This window comes from Kineococcus gypseus, from assembly GCF_050871305.1.
In the GTDB taxonomy this organism is placed as follows: domain Bacteria; phylum Actinomycetota; class Actinomycetes; order Actinomycetales; family Kineococcaceae; genus Kineococcus; species Kineococcus gypseus.
Genome location: NZ_JBJLRD010000024.1, coordinates 42,077 through 65,644, shown reverse-complemented (window position 1 = coordinate 65,644; position 23,568 = coordinate 42,077). Strand labels below are relative to the sequence as shown.

The following is a 23,568-nucleotide window of genomic DNA, read 5'->3' as shown; positions in this document are numbered from 1 at the left end:
CACGCCCCCCCCCCCCCCGCCCCCCCCCCCCCCCCCCCCCCCCCCCCCCCCCCCCCCCGGGCCCCGCCGCCCCGCCCCCCCCCCCCCCCCCCCCCCCCCCCCCCCCCCCCCCCCCCCCCCCCCCCCCCCCCCCGGCGCGGCGGTGCTCGTACCGCAGGAGCGCGCCCCGCTGGTGGCGGCCGCCTGGCTGCACGACGTCGGCTACGCCGAGGCGTTGCGGCGCACAGGGTTCCACCCCCTCGACGGCGCGGAGCACCTGCGCGCGCACGACTGGCCGCCGCTGGTGACCGCGCTGGTCGCGCACCACTCCGGCGCCCGCTTCGTCGCCGGCGTGCGCGGGCTGGGCGCGCAGCTGGCGCCCTTCGACGACCCGCGCGCGCTCGAGGGCCCGCTCGCCGACGCCCTGACGTGGGCGGACCAGACCGTCTCGGCGACGGGGCGGCTCGTGGACGTGGAGGAGCGCCTGGCGGACGTGCTGCGCCGGCACGGGCCGGACAGCCCCAACGCCCGCTGCCACCCCGTGCGCGGCCCGGCCGTGCGCGCGGCCGTGCGGCGCACGCAGGAGCGGCTGCGCCGGGGCGGCCCCGAGCGCGAGGCGCACCCCGGCGAGCCGCGGGAGCAGCTCCTCAGCGACCCGCTCCCCTGAGCGGCGCGGCGCGCACCGCGGCGGCAGCGGGGACGGGCGCGGCGGCGGACGGGGGGACGGGTGCGGTGCGCACCCGCGCCCGCACCGCGGCCGCCGCGCACACCAGCACCGCCGCGGCCGCGGCGAGCACGTCGGCGCCGACCCGTTCGCCGAGGAGCAGCGCCGACCACGCGATCGTCAGGACCGGCTGGACCAGCTGCACCTGGCTCACGCGCGTCATCGGCCCGATGGCCAGCCCGCGGTACCAGGCGAAGAAGCCCAGGAAGGTGCTGAAGAGGGCCAGGTAGGCGAAGGAGAGCCAGCCGGCCGGGCCCGCGCTCGTGCTCCCGCCGGCCGCGCCGAGCAGCGCCAGCGCCACCGTCAGCGGCAGGGCCAGCACCAGGGCCCAGCAGATCGTCTGCCAGGCGCCCAGCTCCCGGGCCAGCAGGCCGCCCTCGGCGTAGCCCAGCGCCGCCAGGGCCACCGCGCCCAGCAGCAGCGCGTCGCCGGCGCCGAGACCACCGAGCCCGCCGCCGCTGAGCGCGGCGAAGACCACCACGGCCACCAGACCCGCCGCGCCGGCGGCCCAGAAGGTCCGCCCGGGGCGCTCGCGGGTGCGCAGCACCACCGCGACGGCGGTCGCGGCGGGCAGCACGCCGATGACGACGGCGCCGTGGGCGGCGGGCAGGTGGCGCATCGCGGCGCTGGTCAGCAGGGGGAAGCCGGCCACCACGCCGGCGACGACGAGCAGCAGGCGCGGCAGCAGCCGCGCGGCCGGGCGGGGCGTGCGGGTGGCCAACAGCACCGCGGCGGCCAGCGCGCCGGCGACGGCGGAGCGGCCCGCGCCGACGAGCAGCGGGTCCAGGGTGAGCACCGCGGTGCGGGTGAGCGGCAGCGTGAGGCTGAACACCGCCACGCCGAGCAGGCCGAGCAGCGGGCCGGCGGCCCGGCCCGGCGCGGGACGGGCACCGCGGGGTAGCGGCACGGACGGGCGGACGGTAGCGCTATCAACCTGCTTCATGTCGCAGCGTAGCGGTCAGCCCCCCCGCGGGGGAACGAGGGGCAGCGTTCACCTCCCGCGCACCTCGGGTTCACCGACTCGTCCCCGAGCATCCCCGCCGTGGGTCATGATGCGCCCGCTCGTCACCTCACCCCTGGAGAACCCTTGCACTCCCTGCTCCTGCGCCGCGCTGCGGCCGCCGGCGCCGCGGTCCTCACCGCCGGCGCCCTGGTCGCCGCCGCCAGCCCCAGCGCCCCCGGCGCCGCCAAGCCCCGACCCGCCGGCCCGCCGCCGGTGCAGGTCCAGCTCCTGGCGATCAACGACTTCCACGGCGCCCTGGAGCCGCCCACCGGTTCCGGCGGGCGGATCCAGACCGGCGTGAACGCCGACGGCACCGCGCGCACCGTCGACGCCGGCGGCGTCGAGCACCTCGCCACGCAGCTGCGCCTGCTCGCCGAGCAGCAGAAGGACGAGAACACGATCACGGTCGCCGCCGGCGACCTCATCGGCGCCTCCCCGCTGCTCTCGGCCGCCTTCCACGACGAGCCCACGGTCGAAGCCCTCGGCCTGGCCGGGCTGGACTTCGCCAGCGTGGGCAACCACGAGTTCGACGAGGGCGCGGCGGAGCTGCTGCGCATCCAGGACGGCGGCTGCCACCCCGTCGACGGCTGCGCCGACGGCACCCCCTACGAGGGCGCGGACTACCGCTACCTCTCGGCCAACGCCTTCCGCACCGCCACCGGCGAGCCGCTGGTGGCCCCCTACGCGGTGCGCAAGGTCCAGGGCGTCCCGGTGGGCTTCATCGGCATGACCCTGGAGGGCACCAGCCAGATCGTCAGCCAGCAGGGCGTGGCCGGCCTCGCCTTCGCCGACGAGGTGGCCACCGCCAACCGCTACGCCGCCGAGCTGCGCGCGCAGGGCGTGGAGAGCATCGTCGTGCTGCTGCACGAGGGCGGTCAGCAGACCGGCCCGGCCGCCTGGGACGTCAACGCCTGCAACGGCCTGACCGGCCCGATCGTGGATATCGCGGGCGGCATGGACGACAGCATCGACGTCGTCGTCAGCGGCCACACCCACCAGGCGTACAACTGCGAGATCGACGGCAAGCTGGTCACCAGCGCCAGCTCCGCCGGCCGCCTGGTCACCGACATCGACCTGAGCATCGACCGCCGCAGCGGCGACGTGCTGACCGCGAAGGCCGAGAACACGATCGTCACCCGCGACCTGCCCGAGGACCCGGCGCAGACCGCGCTCATCGACCGCTACCGCACCGCCCTGGGCCCGATCGCCACCCGCGAGGTCGGCACCGCGGCGCAGGAGCTGACCCGCACGCAGGAGCAGCTCTTCCGCACCGGCACCGCCTCGAACGGCCAGCCCACCTACGCGCTGGGCGAGTCGGTGCTGGGCGACGTCATCGCCGACGCGCAGCTGGCGGCCACGGACGACGAGACCGGCGCGGTCGCGGCGTTCATGAACCCCGGCGGCGTGCGCGCCGACCTGCCGGCCGGGCCGGTGACGTACGAGGAGGCGTTCACGGTGCAGCCGTTCGCCAACAACCTCGTCACCCTGGACCTGACCGGTGCGCAGCTGCAGTGCGTGCTCGAGCAGCAGTTCCAGGTGGGACGCACGCTGTACGCCTCCTCGAGCGTGTCGTACGTCGTGGACACCGTCGGCACCACGGCCGCCACCGGCGCGGACCCGTGCACCGGCAGCCGCGTCGTCGACGACAGCGTGCGCATCGGCGGGCAGCCGGTCTCGCCCACCGGCACCTACCGGGTCACGGTGAACAACTTCCTGGCCGGCGGCGGCGACGGGTTCAGCGCGCTGACCGCGGGCACGAACCAGGTCACCGGCGCCATCGACCTCGACGCCTTCACCGCGTACTTGACCGCGAACTCGCCGGTCACCGCGCCGGCGCTGGACCGCATCACCACCCGCTGAGCCGGGGCCGCCCCGCGCGGCACCGGACGCGGCGCACGCAGCACCGCACGCACCACCGCACGCACCACCACGCCGGGGGCCGGCGGCCGGGGACGGCCGCCGGCCCTCCGTCGTCGGGGGGCGCCCCTGGTCCCGCCGATCAGGTGAGGCTACCCTCACGACCAGGCCGCTCCTGCGCGCCGCTCCACCCCGCCCCGCCCCCGGAGGACCCGCATGCGCCGCCGCACCCTGCTGACCACCTGCCTGACCGGCCTCGGCGCGCTCGCCGCCACGGCCGCGTGCGGCGACGGGGGCGAGGACGGCGGGGCGGCCGCGCCGTCGGCGTCCGGCGCGTCCGGCGCCGACGCGGGCGCCTTCCCCGTCACCGTCGAGCACGCCTTCGGCAGCACCGTGGTGCCCGAGGTGCCGCAGCGCGTGGTCACCGTCGGGTTCAACGACCAGGACTTCGCCCTGGCGCTGGGCGTCACGCCCGTGGGGGTGCGCGAGTACCTCTCCTACGACTACGCGGTCCGCCCCTGGGCGCGCGACCTGCTGCCCGCCGAGCCGCTGCCCGAGGTGGGCGGGCAGGACCTCAACCTCGAGGCGGTCGCCGCCCTGACGCCGGACCTGGTGCTGGGCACGTACTCCTTCGTCGACCAGGCGGTCTACGACCGGCTCTCCGCCGTCGCGCCCACCGTGGCCGACCTCGTGCCCGAGGACGGCGGCACGAGCGCGTCCTGGCGCCAGCAGCTGGCGGCCACCGGCGCCGCGCTCGGGCGCCTGGAGGAGGCGGCGGAGCTGACGCGGCAGGTGGAGGACCGCTTCGCCGCCGCGCGCGCCGAGCACCCGGAGTTCACCGGGCGCGTCACCACCGTCGTGCTCGTGCTCGAGACCGGCTACTACGTGCTGGAGGCCGCCGACCCGCGCGCGCGCTTCTTCACCGACCTGGGCCTGACGCCCACCACCGCCACCGGCGAGCTCAGCCGCGAGCGCGCCGCCGTGCTGGACACCGACGTGCTCGTGGTGCTCGGCGCCACCGGCGAGCAGTTCACCGCCGACCCGCTGGCCGCCGCGCTGGCCGTCGTGCGCGAGGGTCGCACCGTGTACGCCGGGGAGTTCTCCGGGGACTTCGCCGGCGCGCTGGGGTTCGCCAGCCCGCTCTCGCTGCCCTTCGCGATCGAGCGGGCCGTGCCGCAGCTGGCGCTGGCCTGCGACGACGACCCGAGCACCGCGCCCGAGCAGCTCTGAGGCGCCGGGGCCCCGCCCGCGCGGGGCCCCGGCGGGCGGGACCCGGCAGGCACGACCCGGCGGCGCCTAGGGGGCGGCGCCGCGCAGCAGGTTGGCGACCAGGGCGTCGGCGAACGCGGTGTCCAGGGGCTGGTCCGGCAGGAGCAGGCGGTGATAGCACGCGCCCCACAGCTGGTCGACGAGGACCTCCAGGTCGACGTCCCCGCGCAGCTGCCCGCACCGGCGCGCGGCCGCCAGGCGCTCGACGGCGAGCCGGCGGCGGGGGCGGGTGTACCGCTCGGCGAAGGCGGCGGCGAGGACGGCGTCGGACTGGGCCGCGCCGACCAGGGCGGCGATGACCGGGCCGCTGCGCTCGTCGGTGAGCAGGTGCACGAAGGAGCGCAGCTGCGCCCGCAGGTCCGCCGCCAGGTCGCCGGTGTCCTCGAAGGCGAGGGTCTGCTCCACGGCGTGCGAGTAGGCCTCCATGGCCAGGGCCCCGGTGGAGGGCCACCACTTGTAGAGGGTCATCTTGCTCACCCCGGCGCTCGCGGCGGCCCTCTCGAAGGTGACGCCGGGCAGGCCCTCCTCGAAGAGCAGGTGCGCGGTGGCGGTGAGCACCGCGGCGCGCACCTGGGCCGCGGGCCGCCGTCCGCGGCCGGGCCTGAGCACGGGGCGCTGCGCCGCGGCGGGCGACGGCCGGGTCTCCTCCACGCGTCCTCCCGGGCGCTTGCCAGATGTGTACGGCGAGTCTACATTCCTTCTATGTGGACGCACCGTCTACATAGAAGGGAGAACCGTGAGCACGACCCACCCGACGGGCGCGAGCACCACCGCCGCGCCCCGCGTCGCCGTCGTCACCGGCGCCTCGGGCGGCATCGGCCGCGCCACCGCGCACCGGCTGGCGGCCGACGGCCTGGCCGTCGTCGTCCACCACGCCCGCGGCGCCGACAGGGCGCAGGAGGTGGTGCGGGCGATCACCGCGGCCGGGGGGCGGGCGCTCGCCGCGGGCGCCGACGTCTCCCGCGAGCAGGAGGTCGCCGCCCTCTTCGACACCGCCGAGGCGGCGTTCGGCGGGGTCGACGTGGTCGTCAACGCCGCCGGGACCATGCCGCTGGCGCCCGTCGCCGAGCTGGACCTGGCCGAGCTCGACGAGGTGTACCGCGTGAACGTGCGCGGCACCGTCGCCGTCTCGCAGCAGGCCGTGCGCCGCCTGCGCCCGGGCGGCGCCCTGGTCAACGTCTCCAGCTCCACCACGCGCCTGCAGCAGCCGACCTACGGCGCGTACGTCGCCTCCAAGGCGGCGGTCGAGGCGCTCACCCTGGTCCTGGCCCGCGAGGTGCGCGGGCGGGACGTCACCGTCAACACCGTCGCGCCCGGGCCGACGGCCACGCCCCTGTTCCTGGAGGGCAAGGATCCCGCGCTCGTGGAGCGGATCGCGGCCGCCGCGCCCCTGGGCCGGCTGGGCGAGCCGGCGGACGTCGCCGAGGTCGTCTCCTTCCTGGCCGGCCCGGCGCGCTGGGTCCACGGCCAGGTCCTGCACGTCAACGGCGGCCTCGCGTGAGGACCCGCACCGCCACCCCCGCACCCGCCCGCGACACCCCTGGAGCACGACCGTGAGCCGTCAGCAGCGCGAGTCCCTGGAGCACCTCCTGCGCACCGGGCCGCTCGACCTGGGCGGCGACGTCACCGAGCAGCGCCCGCTCCTGGAGGCCCTGCTGACCGCGCACCCGCTGCCGGCGGACGTCACGGCGACCCCGACCCTGCTGGGGGGCGTGGAGGCCGTCGACGTCAGCGTCGGCGGGGATCCCGGCGCCGCGGCGCCGGTGCTGCTCTTCCTGCACGGCGGCGCGTACGCCGTGGGCAGCGCGGTGGGCGTCGCGGGGATGGCCGCCGACCTGGCCCGACGCGCCGGCACCGGGGCGGTGTCCGTCGGGTACCGCCTCGCGCCGGAGGACCCGCACCCGGCCGCCGTGCACGACGCCCTGGCCGCGTACCGGGGCCTGCTCGGGCGCGGGGTGCCGGCCGGATGGGTCGCCGTGGGCGGCGAGTCGGCCGGCGGGGGCCTGGCCCTGGCGCTGCTGGTCGCCGCGCGCGACGCGGGCCTGCCGCTGCCGGCGTGCGCCGTGCTGTTCTCGCCCTGGGTGGACCTGACGCTGTCCGGCACCAGCACGACGACGAAGGCGGGGGTCGATCCCGCCCTGGACGCCGCGGGCCTGGCTCGCAGGGCCGCCGACTACGCCGGCGGGGCCGACCCCGCCGGCCCGCTGCTCAGCCCCCTGTTCGCCGACCTGCGCGGGCTGCCGCCGCTGCTCGTGCAGGCCGGCTCGCACGAGGTGCTCCTCGACGACGCCGTCCGGCTCGCCGGGGCGGCCGCGGCCGCCGACGTGGCCGTCACCCTGCAGGTCACCCCGGAGGTGCCCCACGTCTTCCAGGGCTTCGCCGCCGTCCTGGAGGAGGGCGCCAGCGCGCTCGACGAGGCGGGGCGGTTCCTGCGCACCCACCTGCGCCGGTGAGCGCCCCTCAGCCGGCCTCGCGCAGCAGCTCGCGCTCACGCACCAGCTCCAGCGCCAGGGTGCGGTAGCCCACGCCCTGGAAGAGCACGGTGACGCGGTCGTCCTCGTAGTGCATGACCTGCCCCTCGCCCCACTGCTCGTGCGCGACGGTGGAACCCACCGCGAACGGCTCCTCGCCGCCCGCGCCGTCGTGCTCGACGGCGGTGCCGGCGCGGCAGGTGTCGCAGTGCCCGCACGGCTCGGGCAGGTCCTCGCCGAAGTAGCCCAGCAGGAACTGCCGCCGGCACGCGGCGGTCTCGGCGTAGGCGCGCATCATCTCCAGGCGCGAGCGCTCCACGGAGCGCTGCTGCTCGGAGACCTCCACCGCCGCCTCGGCGGCCTCGGCCGGCTTCGGCCCGTCCGGGTCGGCGACCAGCCGGCCCTGCTCGTCCTCGTGGACGGCGCCGACCTCCTCGAGCAGGTTCACCACCCCGGCCAGGCGGGTGGCGGTGGTGCCCAGCTCGCGGCGCAGCTGCGTGGGCGGCACCGGTCCGTCGTGCGCGCGCACGGCGGCGGCCACCTCCCGCAGCGGTTCGGGCTTGGCCACCGGGGAGGTGAAGAACGTGCGCAGCCCCAGGTCCTCGGGGCGGTAGTGCAGCACCGCCACGGCCGGTCCCCCGTCGCGGCCGGCGCGGCCGATCTCCTGGTAGTAGCTGTCCAGGGAGTCGGGGACGTGGGCGTGCACGACGGCGCGCACGTCCGGCTTGTCGATGCCCATGCCGAACGCGTTGGTGGCGACGACGACGTCGAGGGTGCCGTCGACGAACTCGCGCAGCACGCGGTCGCGGTCCTCGCGCCCGCGGCCCGCGTGGTAGTGGTCGGCGGCCCGGCCGGCCGCCCGCAGCTCCTCGGCGAACTCCTCCGCGTCGCGGCGGCGCGCCACGTAGACGAGGACCGCGCCGTCGGTGGCGGCCACCGAGGCCAGCACGCCGGCGCGCTGGCGGTCCGCGTCGGAGTACCGGTTCACCCGCAGGTCGATCTCGGGGCGGTCGAAACCCTCCACGAGCACCAGCGGGTCGCGCAGCCGCAGGTTCTCGAGCACCTCCTCGCGCACCTGCGGGCTCGCGGTGGCCGTCAGCGCCACGACCTGCGGGCGCCCCAGCCGCTCCACGGCCGCCCCCAGGCGCAGGTACTGCGGGCGGAAGTCGTGGCCCCAGGAGGAGACGCAGTGCGCCTCGTCCACCACCAGCAGCGCCGGGCGCAGGCGCGCCAGCTCCTCCAGCACCTCGTCGCGCGCGAGCTGCTCGGGGGCCAGGAACACGAACCTCACGTCCCCGCCGCGCAGCGCCTCCTGCGCCCCGCGCCAGGCCGCGGCGGACAGCTGCGAGTTCAGCATCACCGCGCCGCCGCGGCGCACGTCCTCGCGCAGCCCGTCGACCTGGTCGCGCTGCAGGGCGATGAGCGGGGAGACCACCACGACGGGCCCGTCGAGCAGCAGCGCGGGGACCTGGTAGATCGCGGACTTGCCCGCGCCGGTGGGCATGACGGCCAGGACGTCGCGCCCGGCCAGCACCGCCTCCATCGCCTCCGCCTGCCCGGGGCGCAGCTCGTCGTACCCGAACGCCTCGCGCGCGGTGCGCAGCAGGTCGTCGCGGGCGCCGCCGGCCCGGGGGCGGCTCACGGGGTGGGCATCCCGCCGTTGACGTTGAGGACCTCGCCGACCACGTAGCTGGACTCCGGGGAGGCGAGGAACACGTACGCGGGCGCGAGCTCCGCGGGCTGCGCGGCGCGCCCGAGGGGGGTCTGCTGGCCGAACTCCGCCATCGCCTCGTCCGGCTGCCCGCCGGCCACCTGCAGCGGCGTCCACACCGGCCCGGGGGCCACGACGTTGACGCGGATGCCCTTGGGCGCGAGCTGCTGCGCCAGGGCCTTCGACATGGCGATGATGCCGGACTTCGTCGTGGCGTAGTCCACGAGGTTCGGGGAGGGCTGGTAGCCCTGCACGGAGGAGGTGTTCACGATCGTCGAACCCGGCGGCAGGTGGGGCACGGCCTCCTGCACGATCCAGAACAGCGCGTTGAGGTTCGTGCGGATGGTCTCGTCGAACTGCGCGGTGGTGATGTCGGCCACGTCCTCGGCGTGCTGCTGCTTGCCGGCGACGTTGGCGATCAGGTCCAGCCCGCCGATGCCGTCGAGGGCGGTGCGCACCAGCGAGCGGGCGAACGCCTCGTCGGTGAGGTCGCCGGGGGCGAGCACCGCGGTGCGGCCGGCGTCGCGCACGAGCCGGGCGACCTGCTCGGCGTCCTCCTGCTCCTCGGGCAGGTGGTTCAGCACCACGTCGGCGCCCTCGCGGGCGAACGCGATGGCCGCGGCGCGGCCGATGCCGGAGTCGGCGCCGGTCACCAGCGCCTTGCGGCCCGTGAGGCGGCCGGTGCCGCGGTAGGTGGACTCCCCGTGGTCCGGGTGCGGGCCGAGGTCCGCGGCCAGGCCGGGGCCGTCCTGCGGCTGCGCCTCGAACCCCCCGGTGTGGTACTGCGTGACGGGGTCCTGGAACGTGTACTGGTCGCTCACGGCTCCACGGTAGGCAGGCCCCGCGCCACCCGCGCGGCGAACCGGCCCGGCCCCGGTGTCGGAGCCGGGCGGCACACTGGGCGCGTGCGGGAGCAGCGGCTGGTGGACGTGACGAGGATCTACTACGAGGCGGCCGCCGCGGAGCTGCCCCGCGGGCGCGAGGTGCTGGAGCGCTGGCCGGGCGCCACCCGCGTGGAGGTCGCCAGCCACTGGAACGTGCCCGAGCTGCACGGCGACGAGGCGAACGTTGCGCGGTGGGTGCGCATCAAGCGCGAGGCGCTGGTGCTGGGGGTGAAGAAGTCGCTGAGCGCGCGCCCCAACGGCCGCTCCGCGGACTTCATCGCCCCCTCCACCGCCAACGGCTGCGCCATGGCGTGCGCCTACTGCTACGTCCCGCGCCGCAAGGGGTACAGCAACCCCATCACGGTGTTCGCGAACATCGAGCAGATTACCGGGTACCTGCGCCGCCACGTCGCGCGCCAGGGGGTCAAGGCCACCCCGAACCAGGTCGACCCGCACGCCTGGGTGTACGACGTGGGCGAGAACAGCGACTGCTCGGTGGACGCGGAGGTCTCCGGCAACGTCGACGACCTCGTGGCGCTCTTCCGCGAGCTGCCCACCGCCAAGGCCTCCTTCGCCACCAAGAACGTCAACCGGCGCCTGCTGGAGCTGGACCCGCGCGGGCGCACCCGCGTGCGCTTCTCCCTCATGCCCGAGGAGGTCGCCAGGGTGCTGGACGTGCGCACCACCCCCGTCGCCGAGCGCCTGGCGGCCCTGGACGACTTCGTCGCCGCCGGCTACGAGGTGCACGTCAACCTCTCCCCCGTCGTCGTCACCGAGGGCTGGCTGCAGCAGTGGGCGCGCCTGCTCGACCAGCTCGGCGAGGCCACGAGCGCGGCGACCAAGGACCAGCTCGCCGCCGAGGTGATCTTCCTCACCCACAACGAGCGGCTGCACGAGGTGAACCTCGGCTGGCACCCGAAGGCCGAGGAGCTGCTGTGGCGCCCGGCGATGCAGGAGGTCAAGCGCTCCGAGGGCGGCGGGGTCAACGTGCGCTACCGCAGCGCGGACAAGGCCCGCTACGTGCGCCAACTGCTGGACCTCGTCGCCGAGCGCGCCCCCTACCTCGACGTGCGCTACGCGTTCTGAGCGGCCACCCTGGCGGCATGTCGGGTGAGCAGCTGAGCGACGACGAGCGCCGCTCCATCGGGCGGGACTTCGCCGAGGCGGTCAACATGACGCCGAAGGAGCTGGAGGACTGGCTGGGCAGCGAGGAGTCGCGGTCCGTCGGGCAGAGCAGCGGGAAGGGCGACGAGTCCGTCGGGCACGCCTCGGGCCGGCGGATCGTGGAGATCCTGCGGGCGAAGAAGAGCGACCTGGACGACGACGACTACGCGCACATGAAGAAGGTCGTCGGCTACGTCCACCGCCACTCCGCCCAGCGCCCGGACGGCGACGTCACCGGCACCAAGTGGCGCTACTCCCTCATGAACTGGGGCAACGACCCCCTCAAGGGCTGAGCAGCGCCGCGCTCGAGGGGCCCGGGCCCCTCGAGATGCACGCCCCTGCCCCTGCGGGCAGAGTGGGATCAGCACGTAATCAGGGCGACGAGCGGCCCTCCGAGCACCGGGCCGCAGGAGGAGTTCAACCATGAGCAGCGTGACCGAGAGCATCGAAGTCGACGTCCCCGTCCACACCGCGTACAACCAGTGGACGCAGTTCGAGACGTTCCCCCACTTCATGAACGGCGTCGAGCAGATCACCCAGATCACCGACACCCGCAACCACTGGAAGACCAAGATCGCCGGCGTCGAGCGCGAGTTCGACACCGAGATCACCGAGCAGCACCCCGACGAGCGCGTGGCGTGGAAGAGCGTCGACGGCAAGGAGCACGCCGGCGTCGTCACGTTCCACCGCCTCTCGGACACCTCGACCAAGGTGACGGTCCAGATGGACTGGGAGACCGAGGGCCTGGTGGAGAAGGTCGGCGCGGCGATCGGCGCCGACGACCGCCAGGTCAAGGCGGACCTGAAGCGCTTCAAGGAGTTCATCGAGTCGCGCGGCGCCGAGACCGGCGCCTGGCGCGGGGACGTCACCCCGCCCAAGTGACGCCCTGACGCACCCGGCGCCCGGGTCCCCGCGAGGGGACCCGGGCGCCGTCGCGTCCGCCCCGCTCAGGCGGTGCCGAAGCGGAACCGCGTCAGCGAGCGGAACCGCTCGCCCTCGCGCAGCACCGTGGTGGGGAAGGCGGGGTGGTGCGGGGCGTCGGGGAAGGCCTGCGCCTCCAGCGCCAGACCGGCGCGCGGGCCGTAGGCGGCGCCCGCCTTGCCGACGAGGGTGCCGCCCAGGGTGCCGGCGGTGAACACCTGCACCCCCGGCTGGTCCGTCCACACCTCCAGCACGCGCCCGGAGGACGGCTCCTCCACGCGCGCCGCGCGCGAGGGCTCGCGCTCGCCGCCGGGCACGTCGGCGAGCACGAAGCAGTGGTCGAACCCCGAGCCGCGGGCGAGCTGCTCGTCGCCGGCCCGCTCCCCCTCGGCCAGCCGGCGCCCCACCGGCACCGCCTCGCGCAGGTCGAACGGCGTGCCGTCCACCGGCCGGACCTCACCGGTGGGCACGCCCACCTCGTCCACGACGAGGAACGCCGCGGAGTCCACCTGCAGCAGGTGCCCGTCCACGGTGCCGCTGCCGTCGCCGGCGAGGTTCCAGTAGGCGTGGTTGGTGAGGTTGAGCACCGTGGGCGCGTCGGTCGTCGCGGAGGTCTGCACGCTGAGCACGCCGCCGTCGAGCACGTACTCCACGTGCACGCTCAGCGCCCCGGGGAAGCCGTTGTCCCCGTCCGGGCTCAGCAGGGAGAAGCGCACCCCGCGCGCGCCGGCCACCTCCTGGGAGGTCCACAGCGCCTGCGAGAACGGCCGCGGCCCGCCGTGGATGGCGTTGCCGCGGTCGGTGGGTGGCACAGCGTAGGTGCGCCCGTCGAGGGTGAACTCCCCCCGCGCGATGCGGTTGGCGAAGCGGCCCACCGTGGCGCCGAAGGAGCGCCCCTTGCCCTCGTAGGGGGCCAGCTGCGCGAAGCCGAGGGCGACGTCGGCGCGGGTGCCGTCGCGGTCGGGCGCCAGCACCGACTGCACGCGCGCGCCGTGCTCGACGAGCCCGACCTGCACGGTGCCGTCGTCCAGCACCCAGCGCGCCACGGGCCGCCCGTCCTGCGCGGTGCCCCACGCGGGCTCGACCCACACCCCGCGACCCTCGTCCCCACCGCCGTGCCGCCCCGCGGGCGCGTCGTGTGCCACGGGTGCGACGCTACCGACCCCGGCGCCCGGCGGCGCGCGCTGCGGCGACGGCCCCGGCCAGCACCGTGGCCAGCCCGCCCAGCAGCAGCACCCCGGCCACGTTCCACCCCCACGGCCACGACACCCCGGTCACCGCCCGCACCCCCACCACCGCGGCCACCGCCAGGAACGCGAAGCCCCACACGACCGCCCCGACGTCCACCGTCGCCGGCGGCCCGGCGGGCCGCTCCCGCTGCTCGTGCTGCTCGTGCTGCTGCTCGTGCTCTTCCATCACTGCCCCTCCAGCACCTCGGAGCCGGCCGCGCCGACCCGCACGTCGCCCGCCCACGCCACGGCCCGCACCACGGGCACGCCGGCCGGCACGTCCCAGCCGGCGGGGTCCTCGCCCTCGACGGCGGTGGCCGCGGCCACCCGGGCGGCGTCCGGGCCCACGGCCAGCACCCGGCGCGAGTCCAGGCCGGCGCGCACGCCGTCGCCGTCGGCGGAGCCGTCGCCGTCCTCCACGGGCACCACGACCGCACCCTCCCAGCGCACGCCACCGGCCAGGGCGCGCGCGTCGACCAGCGCGGTGCGCCCGGTGGGCACGAGCACCTCCAGGCGCCCGGCGGCCACCGTGGCGGTGACGACGACCGGCGCGCCGTCGCCGGGCCGGCCGGCGAGCTGCGAGGGGTCGACGCGCAGGCGCCCCACCAGGGAGCTGACGGCGTCACCGTCCTCGCGCACGGAGGCCGCGGTGGGCGCCCAGGTGCGGTCCACGTCCCAGCGCCAGCCGCCGGCCTCGGGCGCGGTGCCCAGCAGCACGGCTAGCAGCGCCAGCGGGGTGCCCAGCCCGGGCAGGGCGCTGCTGCGCCCGGCCAGCCCGGCGGCGACCGCCCCGGCGCCCAGCACGGCCAGCGCCGCGGCGACCGCCAGCACCGGCGCGGGCGCGGGCAGCACCACCAGCAGGTCGGCGAGCACGACGGCGCCCGCGGCGAGCAGGGCGGCGCCGAGCGCCACCGTGGTCAGCAGCGGTGAGCCGGGCCGGCGCGAGGCGGCGCGGCGCTGCGCGGCGGCCCGCGCCTGCTCGCGCGCCGCGGCCCGGCGCTCGACCGCGGAGCCGAAACCCGCGGCGGGCCCGGGCACCGGCGCGGGCGGTGCCGCGACGGCGGGGCCGGCGGCGGGTTCCGGCGCGCGGTCCTGCTTGCGCAGCGACAGCGGCACCGTCGCGGCGGTCGGTCCGGTGGCGGGGGCGGGCTGGGCGGGCTCAGCGGGCTGGGCGGGCTCGGCGGACCGGCCGGCCGCCGCGGCGCGCGGGGCGCAGCCGCCGGAGGGCAGGCGGTCGCGGAAGAGCCACCACAGCAGCGCGGCGACCAGGCCGGTGACGAGGAACCCCCAGCCGGGTCCGCTGCCCAGCGGCCCGGGCGCCAGGCCCAGCACGCCGCGGCCCAGGGCCAGGTCGAGCACGAGCAGGCCGACGGCCAGCGCCAACGAGCCGGAGACGTCGCCGCGGGCGGCGGCCTCCACCTCGACGCGCCCGGTGGCGTCGGGCAGCACCACCCAGGCCACCGCGTACAGGGCCGGGCCGAGGCCGCCGACGAGGGTGAGCGCGACGAGCAGGCCGCGCACGAGCACCGGGTCCACGCCCGCGCGGGCGGCGACGCCGCCGCACACGCCGGCGAACCAGCGGTCCTGCCCGCGCACCACGCCCCACGAGCGCACCTGCCCGGCGAACGCGGTCAGCGGCCCGGCCGCGGCGGACCCGCCGGCCGCACCGGACCCGTCGGCCGCGGTGGACCCGCCGGTGCCGGTGGGGCCGGCGGACCCGCCGGTGCCGGTGGACCCGAGGGGCCCGGTGGGGCCCGGCGCCCCGCCGGGACCGGTGGTCCCGGCGGGACCGGGCGCGGACCCGCTCACAGCCAGTTCCACGGCAGGCCGAAGCCGGCGCCGCCGGCGAGGTCGACCACGACGAGGGCGACCGCGGCGACCAGGGAGGCGGAGACGTCGCCGCGGTGCGCGGCCTCCGCCTCGATGCGCCCGGTGAGGTCGGGCAAGAGCGCCCACGCCAGGCCGTACAGCAGCAGGCCCAGCCCGCCGAGCAGGGCGAGGACGACGACGGCGCCGCGCACCCAGGCGGGGTTCACGCCCAGCCGGTGCCCGACGCCGCCGCACACGCCGGCGACCCAGCGGTCGCGGCCGCGCACGACGCCGCTGCGGCGCAGCGCGTCGAAGAACCGCTCGGGCGCCGCCCGGCGCCCGGCGGGCACCTCGCCCGCGGGAGCCCAGGCGGTGCCGTCGGGGCCGGTGGTGGCGCCGGTGGGGCCGGTGGAGGTGCCGGTGGTGGTCTCGTAGTTCGTCATGGCTCGAGCGTGGCGGACGGGGGGTGCCCGGGACCACGGGGGACGACCCCGGTCGAACCCTGAGCGGACCCTGAACCCGCTCGGGGAGCACCCCCGGTGGCGGCCCGGGCGTGCCACGATCGGGCCGTGAGCACGAGCGCACCGCAGGCGGCGCCGGCGGGGCGCGCCGCCGGCGCCGCGGGCCGGCCCGGTGCGCGCCCGCCGCTGGTGCGGCCGGTCGCCGGCCGGCGCGCGGCGGGCGTCGCCGCCGGCCTGGCCACCCACCTGGGCCTGCCCGCCGGGCGGGTGCGGGTGGCGTTCACGGCCCTGTCGCTGCTGGCGGGCGCGGGGCTGGCCCTGTACGCCGCCTACTGGTTCCTGGTGCCCGACGAGCGCGAGGGGCGCGACGGGGCGGGCGGGTGGCGCGCGGACCCCTCGGCGTGGGTGCTGGCCCACCGCGACGCCCTGCTGGGCGGGGCGCTGGTGCTGGCCGGGGCGCTGTCGGCGCTGCGCCTGGGCGGGGTGGACGCCACCTCGCGCGTGGTGCTGCCGGTGCTGGTGGTCGGCGCCGGCCTGGTGCTGGCGTGGAGCCAGCTGGACGCCACCCGCCGGGCCCGCTGGGTGGCCGGCCCCGGCGGCGGGCGCCGCGCGGCGCTGCGGGTCGCGGCGGGGACGTCGCTGGTGCTGCTTGGCGTGGTGCTCTCCCTGGCCCTGGGCGGGGACGGCGCCGCGCTGGGCGCCTCGGTGCTGGGGGCGCTGGCGGTGCTGGCCGGGGTGGCGGTGGTGCTGGCGCCGTGGGCGGTGCGGCTGTGGCAGGACCTCGGCGCCGAGCGCGCCGCCCTGGCCCGCGAGCAGGAGCGCGCGGAGCTGGCCGCGCACGTGCACGACTCGGTGCTGCAGACGCTGGCGCTCATCCAGCGCCGCAGCGCCGACGCCACGGAGGTGGCGCGCCTGGCGCGCGCGCAGGAGCGCGACCTGCGCCGCTGGCTCTACGGCGACCACGGCACCACCGACGGCACGCTGGGCGCGGCGCTGCGGGCGGCGGCCGCGGAGGTGGAGGACGCCTCCGGCGCGACGGTGGAGGTGGTGCTCGTGGGCGAGGTCGACGCCCTGGCGCTGGAGAGGGCCACGGTCGCGCTGGCGCAGGCCGCGCGCGAGGCGCTGCTCAACGCCGGCCAACACGCCGGCGGCACGGTGTCGCTGTACGCGGAGTGCTTGGGCAGCGGGGCGCGGCGCTCGGTGGAGGTGTTCGTGCGCGACCGCGGCCCCGGCTTCGACCTCGACGCCGTCCCGCAGGACCGCCTGGGCGTGCGCGAGTCCATCGTGGGCCGCATGGCGCGCGCCGGGGGTTCGGCGACGGTGCGCCGGCCCGCCGACGGCGGCACCGAGGTGGCGCTGCGCCTGCCGGCGGCGGCGGAGCGGGCGGCGTCGTGAGCGTGCGGGTGCTGGTGGTCGACGACCACCGCATGGTGCGCACCGGCGTGCGCGCGGAGCTGGCCGCGGCGGCGGACCTGGAGGTGGTCGGCGAGGCGGGCGACGCCGCTTCCGCGGTGGCGGCGGTGCGCCGGGAGCTGCCGGACGTGGTGCTGCTGGACGTGCACCTGCCGGCCGCCGCCGGGGAGGCGCCCGCCCCCGGCGCCGGCTCCGGCGGGGTGCGGGTGCTCGCCGACTGCGCGGACCTGCTCGCCGGTGAGCGGCCGGTGCGGTTCCTGGCGCTGAGCGTGTCCGACGCCGCCGACGACGTCATCGCCGTCATCCGCCGCGGCGCGCGCGGCTACGTCACCAAGTCCATCGGCGGCGAGGAGCTGGCCGCGGCGGTGCGCCGGGTGGCCGAGGGCGACGCGGTGTTCTCCCCGCGCCTGGCGGGTTTCGTCCTCGACGCGTTCGGCGCGGTGGCCGGCGAGGTCGCCGCCGCCGACGACGAGCTGGACCGCCTGTCCGCGCGCGAGCGGGAGGTGATGCGCCTGATCGCCCGCGGCTACGCCTACAAGGAGGTGGCCCGGGAGCTGTTCATCTCCGTGAAGACGGTCGAGACGCACGTGTCGGCGGTGCTGCGCAAGCTGCAGCTGTCCAACCGGCACGAGCTGACGCGCTGGGCGGCGGCGCGCCGGCTGCTGTGAGGGGCGGGCCCGCGACCGGCGGCTCGCGCGCCGCCGTGCCGATCCGCGCACCGGCCGGCCTCACCCGGCGGCACGCCGCGCGTCCGCGGGCGCCTCGTCGGGCAGGTCGGCGAGGAGCTCCCCGGACGGCGTGCGCCCGCCGGCGTCGCGCAGCCGCTCCCAGCCGCCGGCGAGCACCGAGCGCGAGCGCAGGGCCCACGACGCGAGGCGGCGGGCCTGGGACGGCGTGCGGGGCAGGGAGCCCTGCTCGCGCAGCGCCTCGGCGTGCCCGAGCAGGCGGGCGGCGCGCTCGTGGTCGCCGCGGGCCGCGCGCAGCGCGGCGAGCAGCTCGAAACCCTCGACGGCCGCCGCCGCGTGCGCCAGCTCCAGCGCCCTGCCGGTGGCGCGGCGGTAGGCCTCCTGCGCGGCGGCGGCGTGGCCGCGGGCGGCGTGGACCTGCCCGAGGGTCTGCCGGGCGGCGAGGACCCCCTCGGCGTAGCCGAGGCGCTCGAACAGCTCGGCGCTGCGGGCGGCGAAGTCCTCGGCGGCGGCGGTGTCGCCCTGGTGCAGGTGGGTGCGGGCGAGCTGCTCGAGGGCCAGGGCGACGAGGTGGCGGTCGCCGGAGCGCATCGACAGCTGGTGCCCCCGGGCGAGGAGCTCCCGGGCGAGGGCGGCGTCGCCCTCGTCGAGGGCGGTGCGCGCCCGCAGCACGAGGGCGGCGCCGGCGCCGGCGTCGTCACCGACCGAGGAGCACAGGGCGGCGCAGCGGTCGTGGGCGGCCGCGGCCTCGTCGAGGCGCCCGAGCGCCCACTGCACCGTGCCGAGGCTCAGCAGGACCTCGCCCTCGCCGCGGACGTCGCCGAGGGCGGCGAAGGCGGCGGCGGCGGCGGTGCAGTGCCGCTCCGCGGCGCGCAGGTCGCCGACGGACTTCGCGTGCATGCCCGCGGCGCGGTGCAGGCGCGCGGCCGTCGACGGGGTGTGCGGCCCGGCGGCCTGCGCGGCGGCGATCCAGGTCCGCGCCTGCGTGAAGGCGCCCTCGAAGGACCAGAACCAGGAGAGGGAGCACACGAGCTCAGCCCCGAGCCCGGCGAGGCCCCCCGCCGCGCGGGAGCAGTGCTCCAGCGCCGCGCGCAGGTCCTGCCCGGCCGCGCGCAGGTCGGCCAGCCAGCCCTCCTGGTCGGGCCCGCGGATGCCGCGGTCGGCCTCGCGCGCGAACTGCGCGAACCACCGCGCGTGCCGCTCGCGCGCCGCGCCCTCCTCGCCGGGGCGGGCGGCCAGCCGCTCGGCGACGTGGGCGCCCACGGTGTCCAGCAACCGGAAGCGGTCGGTGCCGGTGGTGGTGACGAGGGACTGGCGCACCAGGCTCAGCAGCAGCTGCAGCCCGTCGTCGAGGCCCTCCCCGGCCACCTCGACGCCCGCCTCGAGCGGGAAGGGACCGGCGAAGACGGACAGCCTGTCCAGGAAGAGGGCTTCCTGCGGCGACAGCAGGCCGTAGCTCCAGTCGATGGTGGCGCGCAGCCCCGCGTGCCGGGCGTGCCCGGGCCGCCCGCCCCCGCCCGGCGGCTCACCGCTGACCAGCCGGGTGCGCTCGCGCAGCAGGGCGGCGATCTTGGCGGGGCTCAGGGCGGCGACGTGGCCGGCCGCCAGCTCCAGGGCCAGCGGCAACCCGTCCAGGAGGGTGCACACCGCCGCGACGTCACCGGCGTTGCCCCCGTCGAGGGTGAACCCGGGGCGCACCATCGCCGCGCGCTCGCAGAACAGCTGCACCGCCCGGGAGCGCCGGACCACCTGCGGGTCGCGCTCGCCGGCAGGGGGCAGGGGCAGCGGCGGGACGGGCCACGTCAGCTCCCCGGCCGCGCCGAGCGGGCTGCGGCTGGTGGCGAGCACCCGCAGGCCGGGCGAAGCGCCCACGAGGCCCTCCACGAGGTCGCGCACGTCGGTGACGAGGTGCTCGCACGTGTCGAGCACCACCAGCCCCTCCAGGCGGGCCGCGCCCCGGAGCAGCTGCGCGGCGGGGTCCGCACCCGGGGCCGGGCGCACCCCCAGCGCCGCCGCGACGGTCGTCACGAGCGCGTCGCGGTCGGTGACGGCGGACAGCTCCACCCAGCGCGCGGGGTGGGTGCCGGTGCGAGCGCACTCCGCGGCCAGGCGCGACTTGCCGGTGCCCCCGGGCCCGGTGAGCGTGACCACGCGGTGCTCCGCCACCAGCGCGCGCACCGCGAGCACCTGCTCCTCGCGCCCGACGAGGCTGGTCAGCGCGGTGGGCACCGGCGTCGCGCCCTCCTCGGGGCGCGGGGCCGGCGCGGGGGCGGCCGGCGGGGCGGCGGGGACGTCCGGACCGGCGGCCGTGCCGCCGCGCGACGGGGGTGCGTCGAGGAGCGGGTCCTGGCGCAGGATGCGCCCGCGCAGCTCCTGGAGCTGCGCGGTGGGGTCGAGCCCCAGCTCCTCGGCCAGGAGCGCGCCCGCGGCGTCGAGGGCGGCCAGCGCCTCGGCCTGCCGGCCCGCTCGGTACAGGGCCAGGGCCAGCAGGGTGTGCAGGCGCTCCTGGAAGGGGTGCTCGCGCACGAGGCCGCTGAGGTCGGGCAGCGCCTCGTGGTGGCGCCCCAGCTCCAGCAGCGCCTCCGCCCGGGCCTCGTGCGCCTGCAGCCGCAGCTCGTGCAGGCGGGCGGCGTCACCGCGGGCGAAGTCGTCGTCGGCGGCCTCGAGGAGGGCCGGGCCGCGCCACAGGGCCAGCGCCTGCTCGCCCGCCCGCAGCCGTGCCGCGGGGCCGGTGGCCGGCGCCGAGGCGGTCCGCACCAGCGCCTCGAACCGGGTCGCGTCCACGGCGTCGACGGGCAGCGCGAGCCGGTAGCCGGCCGGCACCCGCTCGAGGCGCAGGTCCTCGCCGCCCACGGCCTTGCGCAGGTAGGAGACCAGGACCTGCAGCGCGTTGTCCGCGTTGAGCGGCGGGTCGTCGCCCCACAGCTGGTCGATGAGCGCGTCCGGCGCGACGGCGCCGCCGCGGCGCAGCAGCAGCGCCAGCAGCAGCCGGCGCGGCCGCCCGCGCCGCACGGCGAGCACCCGCCCGTCCCGGTGGACCTCCAGCGGACCCAGCACCAGCACTCGCGTGGCCACCGGCCCGACCTCCCCGGCAGGAACGCGAACAGGACGCGCAGAGGCTACTGCCGACGCGCGCCGGCGCGGGCCGTGTCCGGGGTCCTCACCACAGGCGCCCCGTGGGCAGCTCGGCCAGGTGGGGAGCGGAGACGTGCAGCACGTCGAAGCAGGTCCACGACGGGTCCAGCCGGCTCGGCGGCTCGGTCCACAGGGTGTGGCGCACCACCTCCCACCGGTGCGGGTCGACGGCGACGGCCTCGCAGTGCGCACCCGCCCCGACGTGCAGCGCGCCCAGGACCTCCTCCACCGCGGGGCCGGGAGGGGTGTGGGGCGGCAGCGCCCGCACCTCGCGCGTGGCGAAGACCGGGGTGGCGGTCACGTCGCCGGACCGGTGGAGCGCCGCACCGATCCAGTGCCGCACGGGCGGGCGGCCGAAGTCGGTGGCGATGGACCGGAACGGCCCGTACAGGAAGGAGTTCAGCCCCGCCGGGTCGCGCCAGAAGTAGAACGGCGCGTAGGCGTTGACCGCCGAACCGTGCCGGCCGGCCCGGCGCACCGCGTACGCCTTGAGCCCCAGGCCGGGCCAGTCGTCGGTCGCGGTGCCCCGCTCGGCGATCCGCCGCTCCACGATCGCCATGTCGTAGTCGGCGGGCAGGACGATCTCGTACTGCATCACGTGCACGCTGGTCCCTCCACGTCGTCGCGGTGCGTCCCGCACCCCGTCCCGGCGGGGTGCCGGTGCGGCGGTGCCGGTGGGCGCCAGGGTACGGAGGCGCCCGTCGCGCGCCCGGCGCGGTCGCGGGCCGGGCCGCCGCGGGCCCTCGGGCGCCGGGACGTGCCCCCCGGTGCGGTGACAGGCCGCTGACAGCGGCCGGGTGCACGGTCGGCGCAGCCGGGGCCGGCACCGCGCCGCTCCCCCGGTGAGCGACCACGCCCACCCGACCGCACCCGACCCGAGGAGCCCCCGTGCCCCACCTCCCGCACCTCTCCGCCTCCCCGCCCGGCGCCGTCCACGGCCCCGGGCGCCCGTCCGCCGTGCAGCACGACCCGGGCACCCACCTGCTCCGCGACGGCCGCGTCGTGGAGCACCGGATCGAGCCGGGGCGCCCGCGTGTCGCGAGCGCGGGGGACGGGGACGGCACGCGCCGCCGGTCGCGCCCGGAGGTGCTGCGCTACAGCGCCTTCAGCCGGGACCCCGCGGGCGGCAACCCGGCGGGCGTCGTGCTGGACGCCCGGGGGCTCGACGAGCGGGAGATGCTGGCCGTCGCCGCGGAGGTGGGTTTCTCCGAGACGGCGTTCCTCGTGCCCGCCGACGGCGGTTTCGACGTGCGGTTCTTCAGCCCCCGCGCCGAGGTGAGCTTCTGCGGCCACGCCACCATCGCCTCGGCCGTGGCCCACGCGGAGCGCCACGGCGCCGGTGGCCTGCGCTACCGCACCGCCGCCGGAGACGTCGACGTCGTCACCGCCCGGGACGAGGACGGCTCGTGGCGCGCGACGCTGACCAGCGTCCCGCCCGTGGTGCGCGACCTGGCGCCGCAGGACCTCGACGCGCTGCTCGCCGCCCTGCGGTGGTCGGCGCAGGACCTGGACCCGGCCCTGCCCGCCCGCACCGCCTACGCCGGGGCGTGGCACCCCGTCGTGGCGGTGCGGTCCCGGCAGCGCCTGGCCGACCTGGAGCACGACGTGGCGGCGCTGGAGCGGCTCGCGGCCGCGCGGGGGTGGACGACCGTGGACCTGGTGTGGCGGCAGGACGCCACGACCTTCCACGCGCGCAACCCCTTCCCCGCCGGCGGTGTCGTGGAGGACCCGGCCACCGGTGCGGCCGCGGCGGCGCTGGGCGGGTACCTGCGCGCCGGTGGGCACGTGCCGCTGCCGGCGCGCCTGACGGTCCTGCAGGGTGAGGACCTCGGCCGCCCCAGCACCCTGCACGTCGCGGTCCCCGCCGACCCCGCCGCCGGCGTCGCCGTCACGGGTGCGGCCGTGGCGATGCCCTGACGAGGGCCGCGACGACGCCACCCGTCCCCGCCCGGTCCCGGGACCGGGCGGGGGCGGGTGCCGTCGCGGGTCAGGAGCGCTGCCGCTGCCCCGTCCGCGGGGCCGCGGCGGCGGGCCGGGCCAGCGCCCGGGGCAGCCGGCGCGCGACGACGACGCCCGCGACGGCGGCGAGCGCCCCGGCGACGGGCTGCAGCACGCTGCCGGGCAGCCCGGCGAGGAAGAAGACCGGCAGCGCCGCGGCGTGGACGGCGCCCGCGAGCCGCAGGCCCGGGCCGCAGCGCAGCAGGACGAGCCCGAGCAGGACGGCGCCCGCGCACCAGAGCAGCATCCCCACCGCGGCCGTAGCCATCAGCTCGGGACCGTAGACGTCGTCGTCGAACCGCACCGCCTCGGCCGATCCGGCGAGGTGGGCGCGCCCGACGGCCGGCTGGGCGAAGGCGGCGACGCCGAAGAGGGCGGCGTTGACGACGTTGGCGGCGGCGCTCAGCGCCGCCGCGAGCAGGCTGCGCCCCGGGGCGCGGGACGGGCCGGCGGCCAGCAGCGCGACCGACGCGACGCCGACCACGCCCACCGCGGCACCGAGGACGCTGGCCAGCAGGTGGCTGAGCAGGAACGAGGTGGTGGTGACGCAGGCCGCGTACGCGGTGAAGTCGGACCCGGGGTCCGGCTGGTGCGTCAGGGTGCCGACGGTCAGCAGCACCCCGTGCACGGGCAGCGCCCACGCGCCCGCGCTCAGCAGGCGCCGCACCGCGGTGCCGCTCCCGGTGTCCTCGTCCTCGCTCACGGTGTCCCCCTCCAGGTGGTGCGGTCCGCGCCCGGCGACGCCGGGCGCGGGCCCACGGTGCGGCAGCGCCCTGTCGCGGCGCTGTCAGCGGGCGCCGCCCGGCGTCGCGGGCCCGCCGCGCCGATCCGCGCACGCCGTGGCACCCTGTCGA

At 78.1% G+C, this 23,568-nt stretch carries 22 protein-coding genes; 11 read left to right on the top strand and 11 right to left on the bottom strand.

The window, feature by feature from the left end:
- The first annotated feature begins 142 nt into the window (after positions 1 to 142).
- Positions 143 to 646, top strand: coding sequence for an HD domain-containing protein (locus ACRYMN_RS11200; protein ID WP_432494986.1), 504 nt, complete (start codon positions 143 to 145; stop codon positions 644 to 646).
- Here the strand turns inward: ACRYMN_RS11200 and ACRYMN_RS11195 are convergent.
- Positions 627 to 1,610, bottom strand: a complete 984-nt coding sequence (locus tag ACRYMN_RS11195) for a DMT family transporter (RefSeq protein WP_432494984.1) — start codon at positions 1,608 to 1,610, stop codon at positions 627 to 629. The genes ACRYMN_RS11200 and ACRYMN_RS11195 overlap by 20 nt on opposite strands.
- 189 nt (positions 1,611 to 1,799) lie before the next feature.
- On the opposite strand from ACRYMN_RS11195, the gene ACRYMN_RS11190 reads away from it, so the two are divergent.
- Together ACRYMN_RS11190 and ACRYMN_RS11185 are read left to right on the top strand one after the other, a co-directional pair.
- Positions 1,800 to 3,566 (top strand): bifunctional metallophosphatase/5'-nucleotidase, encoded by a 1,767-nt coding sequence (locus tag ACRYMN_RS11190; RefSeq protein WP_432494996.1) that lies wholly within the window; start codon positions 1,800 to 1,802, stop codon positions 3,564 to 3,566.
- A 213-nt stretch (positions 3,567 to 3,779) separates the two neighbouring features.
- A complete protein-coding gene (locus ACRYMN_RS11185; RefSeq protein ID WP_432494982.1) occupies positions 3,780 to 4,793 on the top strand; it encodes an ABC transporter substrate-binding protein in 1,014 nt (337 codons plus the stop codon).
- A gap of 66 nt (positions 4,794 to 4,859) precedes the next feature.
- Here the strand turns inward: ACRYMN_RS11185 and ACRYMN_RS11180 are convergent, their stop codons facing one another.
- Positions 4,860 to 5,483: a TetR/AcrR family transcriptional regulator gene (locus tag ACRYMN_RS11180; RefSeq protein ID WP_432494980.1), complete on the bottom strand. Its 624-nt coding sequence runs from the start codon at positions 5,481 to 5,483 to the stop codon at positions 4,860 to 4,862.
- A gap of 85 nt (positions 5,484 to 5,568) precedes the next feature.
- On the opposite strand from ACRYMN_RS11180, the gene ACRYMN_RS11175 reads away from it, so the two are divergent.
- On the top strand, positions 5,569 to 6,333 hold the full coding sequence (locus ACRYMN_RS11175) for an SDR family oxidoreductase (protein ID WP_432494978.1): 765 nt from the start codon (positions 5,569 to 5,571) through the stop codon (positions 6,331 to 6,333).
- 52 nt (positions 6,334 to 6,385) lie between these two features.
- Positions 6,386 to 7,285 carry an alpha/beta hydrolase fold domain-containing protein gene (locus ACRYMN_RS11170; RefSeq protein WP_432494976.1) on the top strand — a complete coding sequence of 300 codons (900 nt, stop codon included), beginning with the start codon at positions 6,386 to 6,388 and terminating at the stop codon, positions 7,283 to 7,285.
- 7 nt (positions 7,286 to 7,292) lie between these two features.
- On the opposite strand, the gene ACRYMN_RS11165 is transcribed toward ACRYMN_RS11170, so the two are convergent.
- Positions 7,293 to 8,945 (bottom strand): RecQ family ATP-dependent DNA helicase, encoded by a 1,653-nt coding sequence (locus tag ACRYMN_RS11165; protein WP_432494974.1) that lies wholly within the window; start codon positions 8,943 to 8,945, stop codon positions 7,293 to 7,295.
- Complete coding sequence (locus tag ACRYMN_RS11160; protein WP_432494972.1) at positions 8,942 to 9,835, bottom strand: SDR family oxidoreductase; 894 nt, start codon at positions 9,833 to 9,835, stop codon at positions 8,942 to 8,944. The genes ACRYMN_RS11165 and ACRYMN_RS11160 overlap by 4 nt, the downstream gene beginning before the upstream one ends.
- 84 nt (positions 9,836 to 9,919) lie before the next feature.
- Between ACRYMN_RS11160 and ACRYMN_RS11155 the strand changes: the two genes are divergently transcribed.
- The 3 genes from ACRYMN_RS11155 (at position 9,920) to ACRYMN_RS11145 (ending at position 11,944) form a co-directional block, all read left to right on the top strand.
- Positions 9,920 to 10,984, top strand: coding sequence for a spore photoproduct lyase family protein (locus tag ACRYMN_RS11155; protein ID WP_432494970.1), 1,065 nt, complete (start codon positions 9,920 to 9,922; stop codon positions 10,982 to 10,984).
- Positions 10,985 to 11,001: 17 nt separating this feature from the next.
- Positions 11,002 to 11,355 (top strand): DUF3140 domain-containing protein, encoded by a 354-nt coding sequence (locus ACRYMN_RS11150; RefSeq protein WP_432494968.1) that lies wholly within the window; start codon positions 11,002 to 11,004, stop codon positions 11,353 to 11,355.
- 130 nt (positions 11,356 to 11,485) lie between these two features.
- Positions 11,486 to 11,944, top strand: coding sequence for an SRPBCC family protein (locus ACRYMN_RS11145; protein WP_432494966.1), 459 nt, complete (start codon positions 11,486 to 11,488; stop codon positions 11,942 to 11,944).
- Between the two features lie 65 nt (positions 11,945 to 12,009).
- Here ACRYMN_RS11145 and ACRYMN_RS11140 read toward each other — a convergent pair whose 3' ends face one another.
- The 4 genes from ACRYMN_RS11140 to ACRYMN_RS11125 all read right to left on the bottom strand — a co-directional run bounded on the left by ACRYMN_RS11140 (position 12,010) and on the right by ACRYMN_RS11125 (position 15,464).
- A complete protein-coding gene (locus tag ACRYMN_RS11140) occupies positions 12,010 to 13,074 on the bottom strand; it encodes an aldose epimerase family protein (protein ID WP_432494964.1) in 1,065 nt (354 codons plus the stop codon).
- Between the two features lie 64 nt (positions 13,075 to 13,138).
- On the bottom strand, positions 13,139 to 13,399 hold the full coding sequence (locus ACRYMN_RS11135) for a hypothetical protein (RefSeq protein WP_432494962.1): 261 nt from the start codon (positions 13,397 to 13,399) through the stop codon (positions 13,139 to 13,141).
- Positions 13,399 to 15,021 carry a PspC domain-containing protein gene (locus ACRYMN_RS11130; protein ID WP_432494960.1) on the bottom strand — a complete coding sequence of 541 codons (1,623 nt, stop codon included), beginning with the start codon at positions 15,019 to 15,021 and terminating at the stop codon, positions 13,399 to 13,401. The genes ACRYMN_RS11135 and ACRYMN_RS11130 overlap by 1 nt, the downstream gene beginning before the upstream one ends.
- Positions 15,018 to 15,464 carry a PspC domain-containing protein gene (locus ACRYMN_RS11125; protein WP_432494958.1) on the bottom strand — a complete coding sequence of 149 codons (447 nt, stop codon included), beginning with the start codon at positions 15,462 to 15,464 and terminating at the stop codon, positions 15,018 to 15,020. Before ACRYMN_RS11125 ends, ACRYMN_RS11130 begins: the two co-directional genes overlap by 4 nt.
- A 126-nt stretch (positions 15,465 to 15,590) precedes the next feature.
- Between ACRYMN_RS11125 and ACRYMN_RS11120 the strand changes: the two genes are divergently transcribed.
- Together ACRYMN_RS11120 and ACRYMN_RS11115 are read left to right on the top strand one after the other, a co-directional pair.
- Positions 15,591 to 16,877: a sensor histidine kinase gene (locus ACRYMN_RS11120; protein WP_432494956.1), complete on the top strand. Its 1,287-nt coding sequence runs from the start codon at positions 15,591 to 15,593 to the stop codon at positions 16,875 to 16,877.
- Positions 16,878 to 16,909: 32 nt separating this feature from the next.
- Positions 16,910 to 17,563 carry a LuxR C-terminal-related transcriptional regulator gene (locus ACRYMN_RS11115; RefSeq protein ID WP_432494994.1) on the top strand — a complete coding sequence of 218 codons (654 nt, stop codon included), beginning with the start codon at positions 16,910 to 16,912 and terminating at the stop codon, positions 17,561 to 17,563.
- Between the two features lie 60 nt (positions 17,564 to 17,623).
- On the opposite strand, the gene ACRYMN_RS11110 is transcribed toward ACRYMN_RS11115, so the two are convergent.
- Both ACRYMN_RS11110 and ACRYMN_RS11105 read right to left on the bottom strand, forming a co-directional pair.
- Positions 17,624 to 20,656, bottom strand: a complete 3,033-nt coding sequence (locus ACRYMN_RS11110) for an AfsR/SARP family transcriptional regulator (protein WP_432494954.1) — start codon at positions 20,654 to 20,656, stop codon at positions 17,624 to 17,626.
- A gap of 85 nt (positions 20,657 to 20,741) precedes the next feature.
- Positions 20,742 to 21,311, bottom strand: coding sequence for a DUF4865 family protein (locus ACRYMN_RS11105; protein WP_432494992.1), 570 nt, complete (start codon positions 21,309 to 21,311; stop codon positions 20,742 to 20,744).
- A 491-nt stretch (positions 21,312 to 21,802) separates the two neighbouring features.
- On the opposite strand from ACRYMN_RS11105, the gene ACRYMN_RS11100 reads away from it, so the two are divergent.
- The gene (locus tag ACRYMN_RS11100; protein ID WP_432494990.1) at positions 21,803 to 22,633 is read left to right on the top strand and encodes a PhzF family phenazine biosynthesis protein; all 831 of its coding nucleotides are present in this window, start codon (positions 21,803 to 21,805) and stop codon (positions 22,631 to 22,633) included.
- Positions 22,634 to 22,703: 70 nt separating this feature from the next.
- Here the strand turns inward: ACRYMN_RS11100 and ACRYMN_RS11095 are convergent, their stop codons facing one another.
- Positions 22,704 to 23,417: a hypothetical protein gene (locus ACRYMN_RS11095; protein ID WP_432494952.1), complete on the bottom strand. Its 714-nt coding sequence runs from the start codon at positions 23,415 to 23,417 to the stop codon at positions 22,704 to 22,706.
- Positions 23,418 to 23,568: the final 151 nt, after the last annotated feature.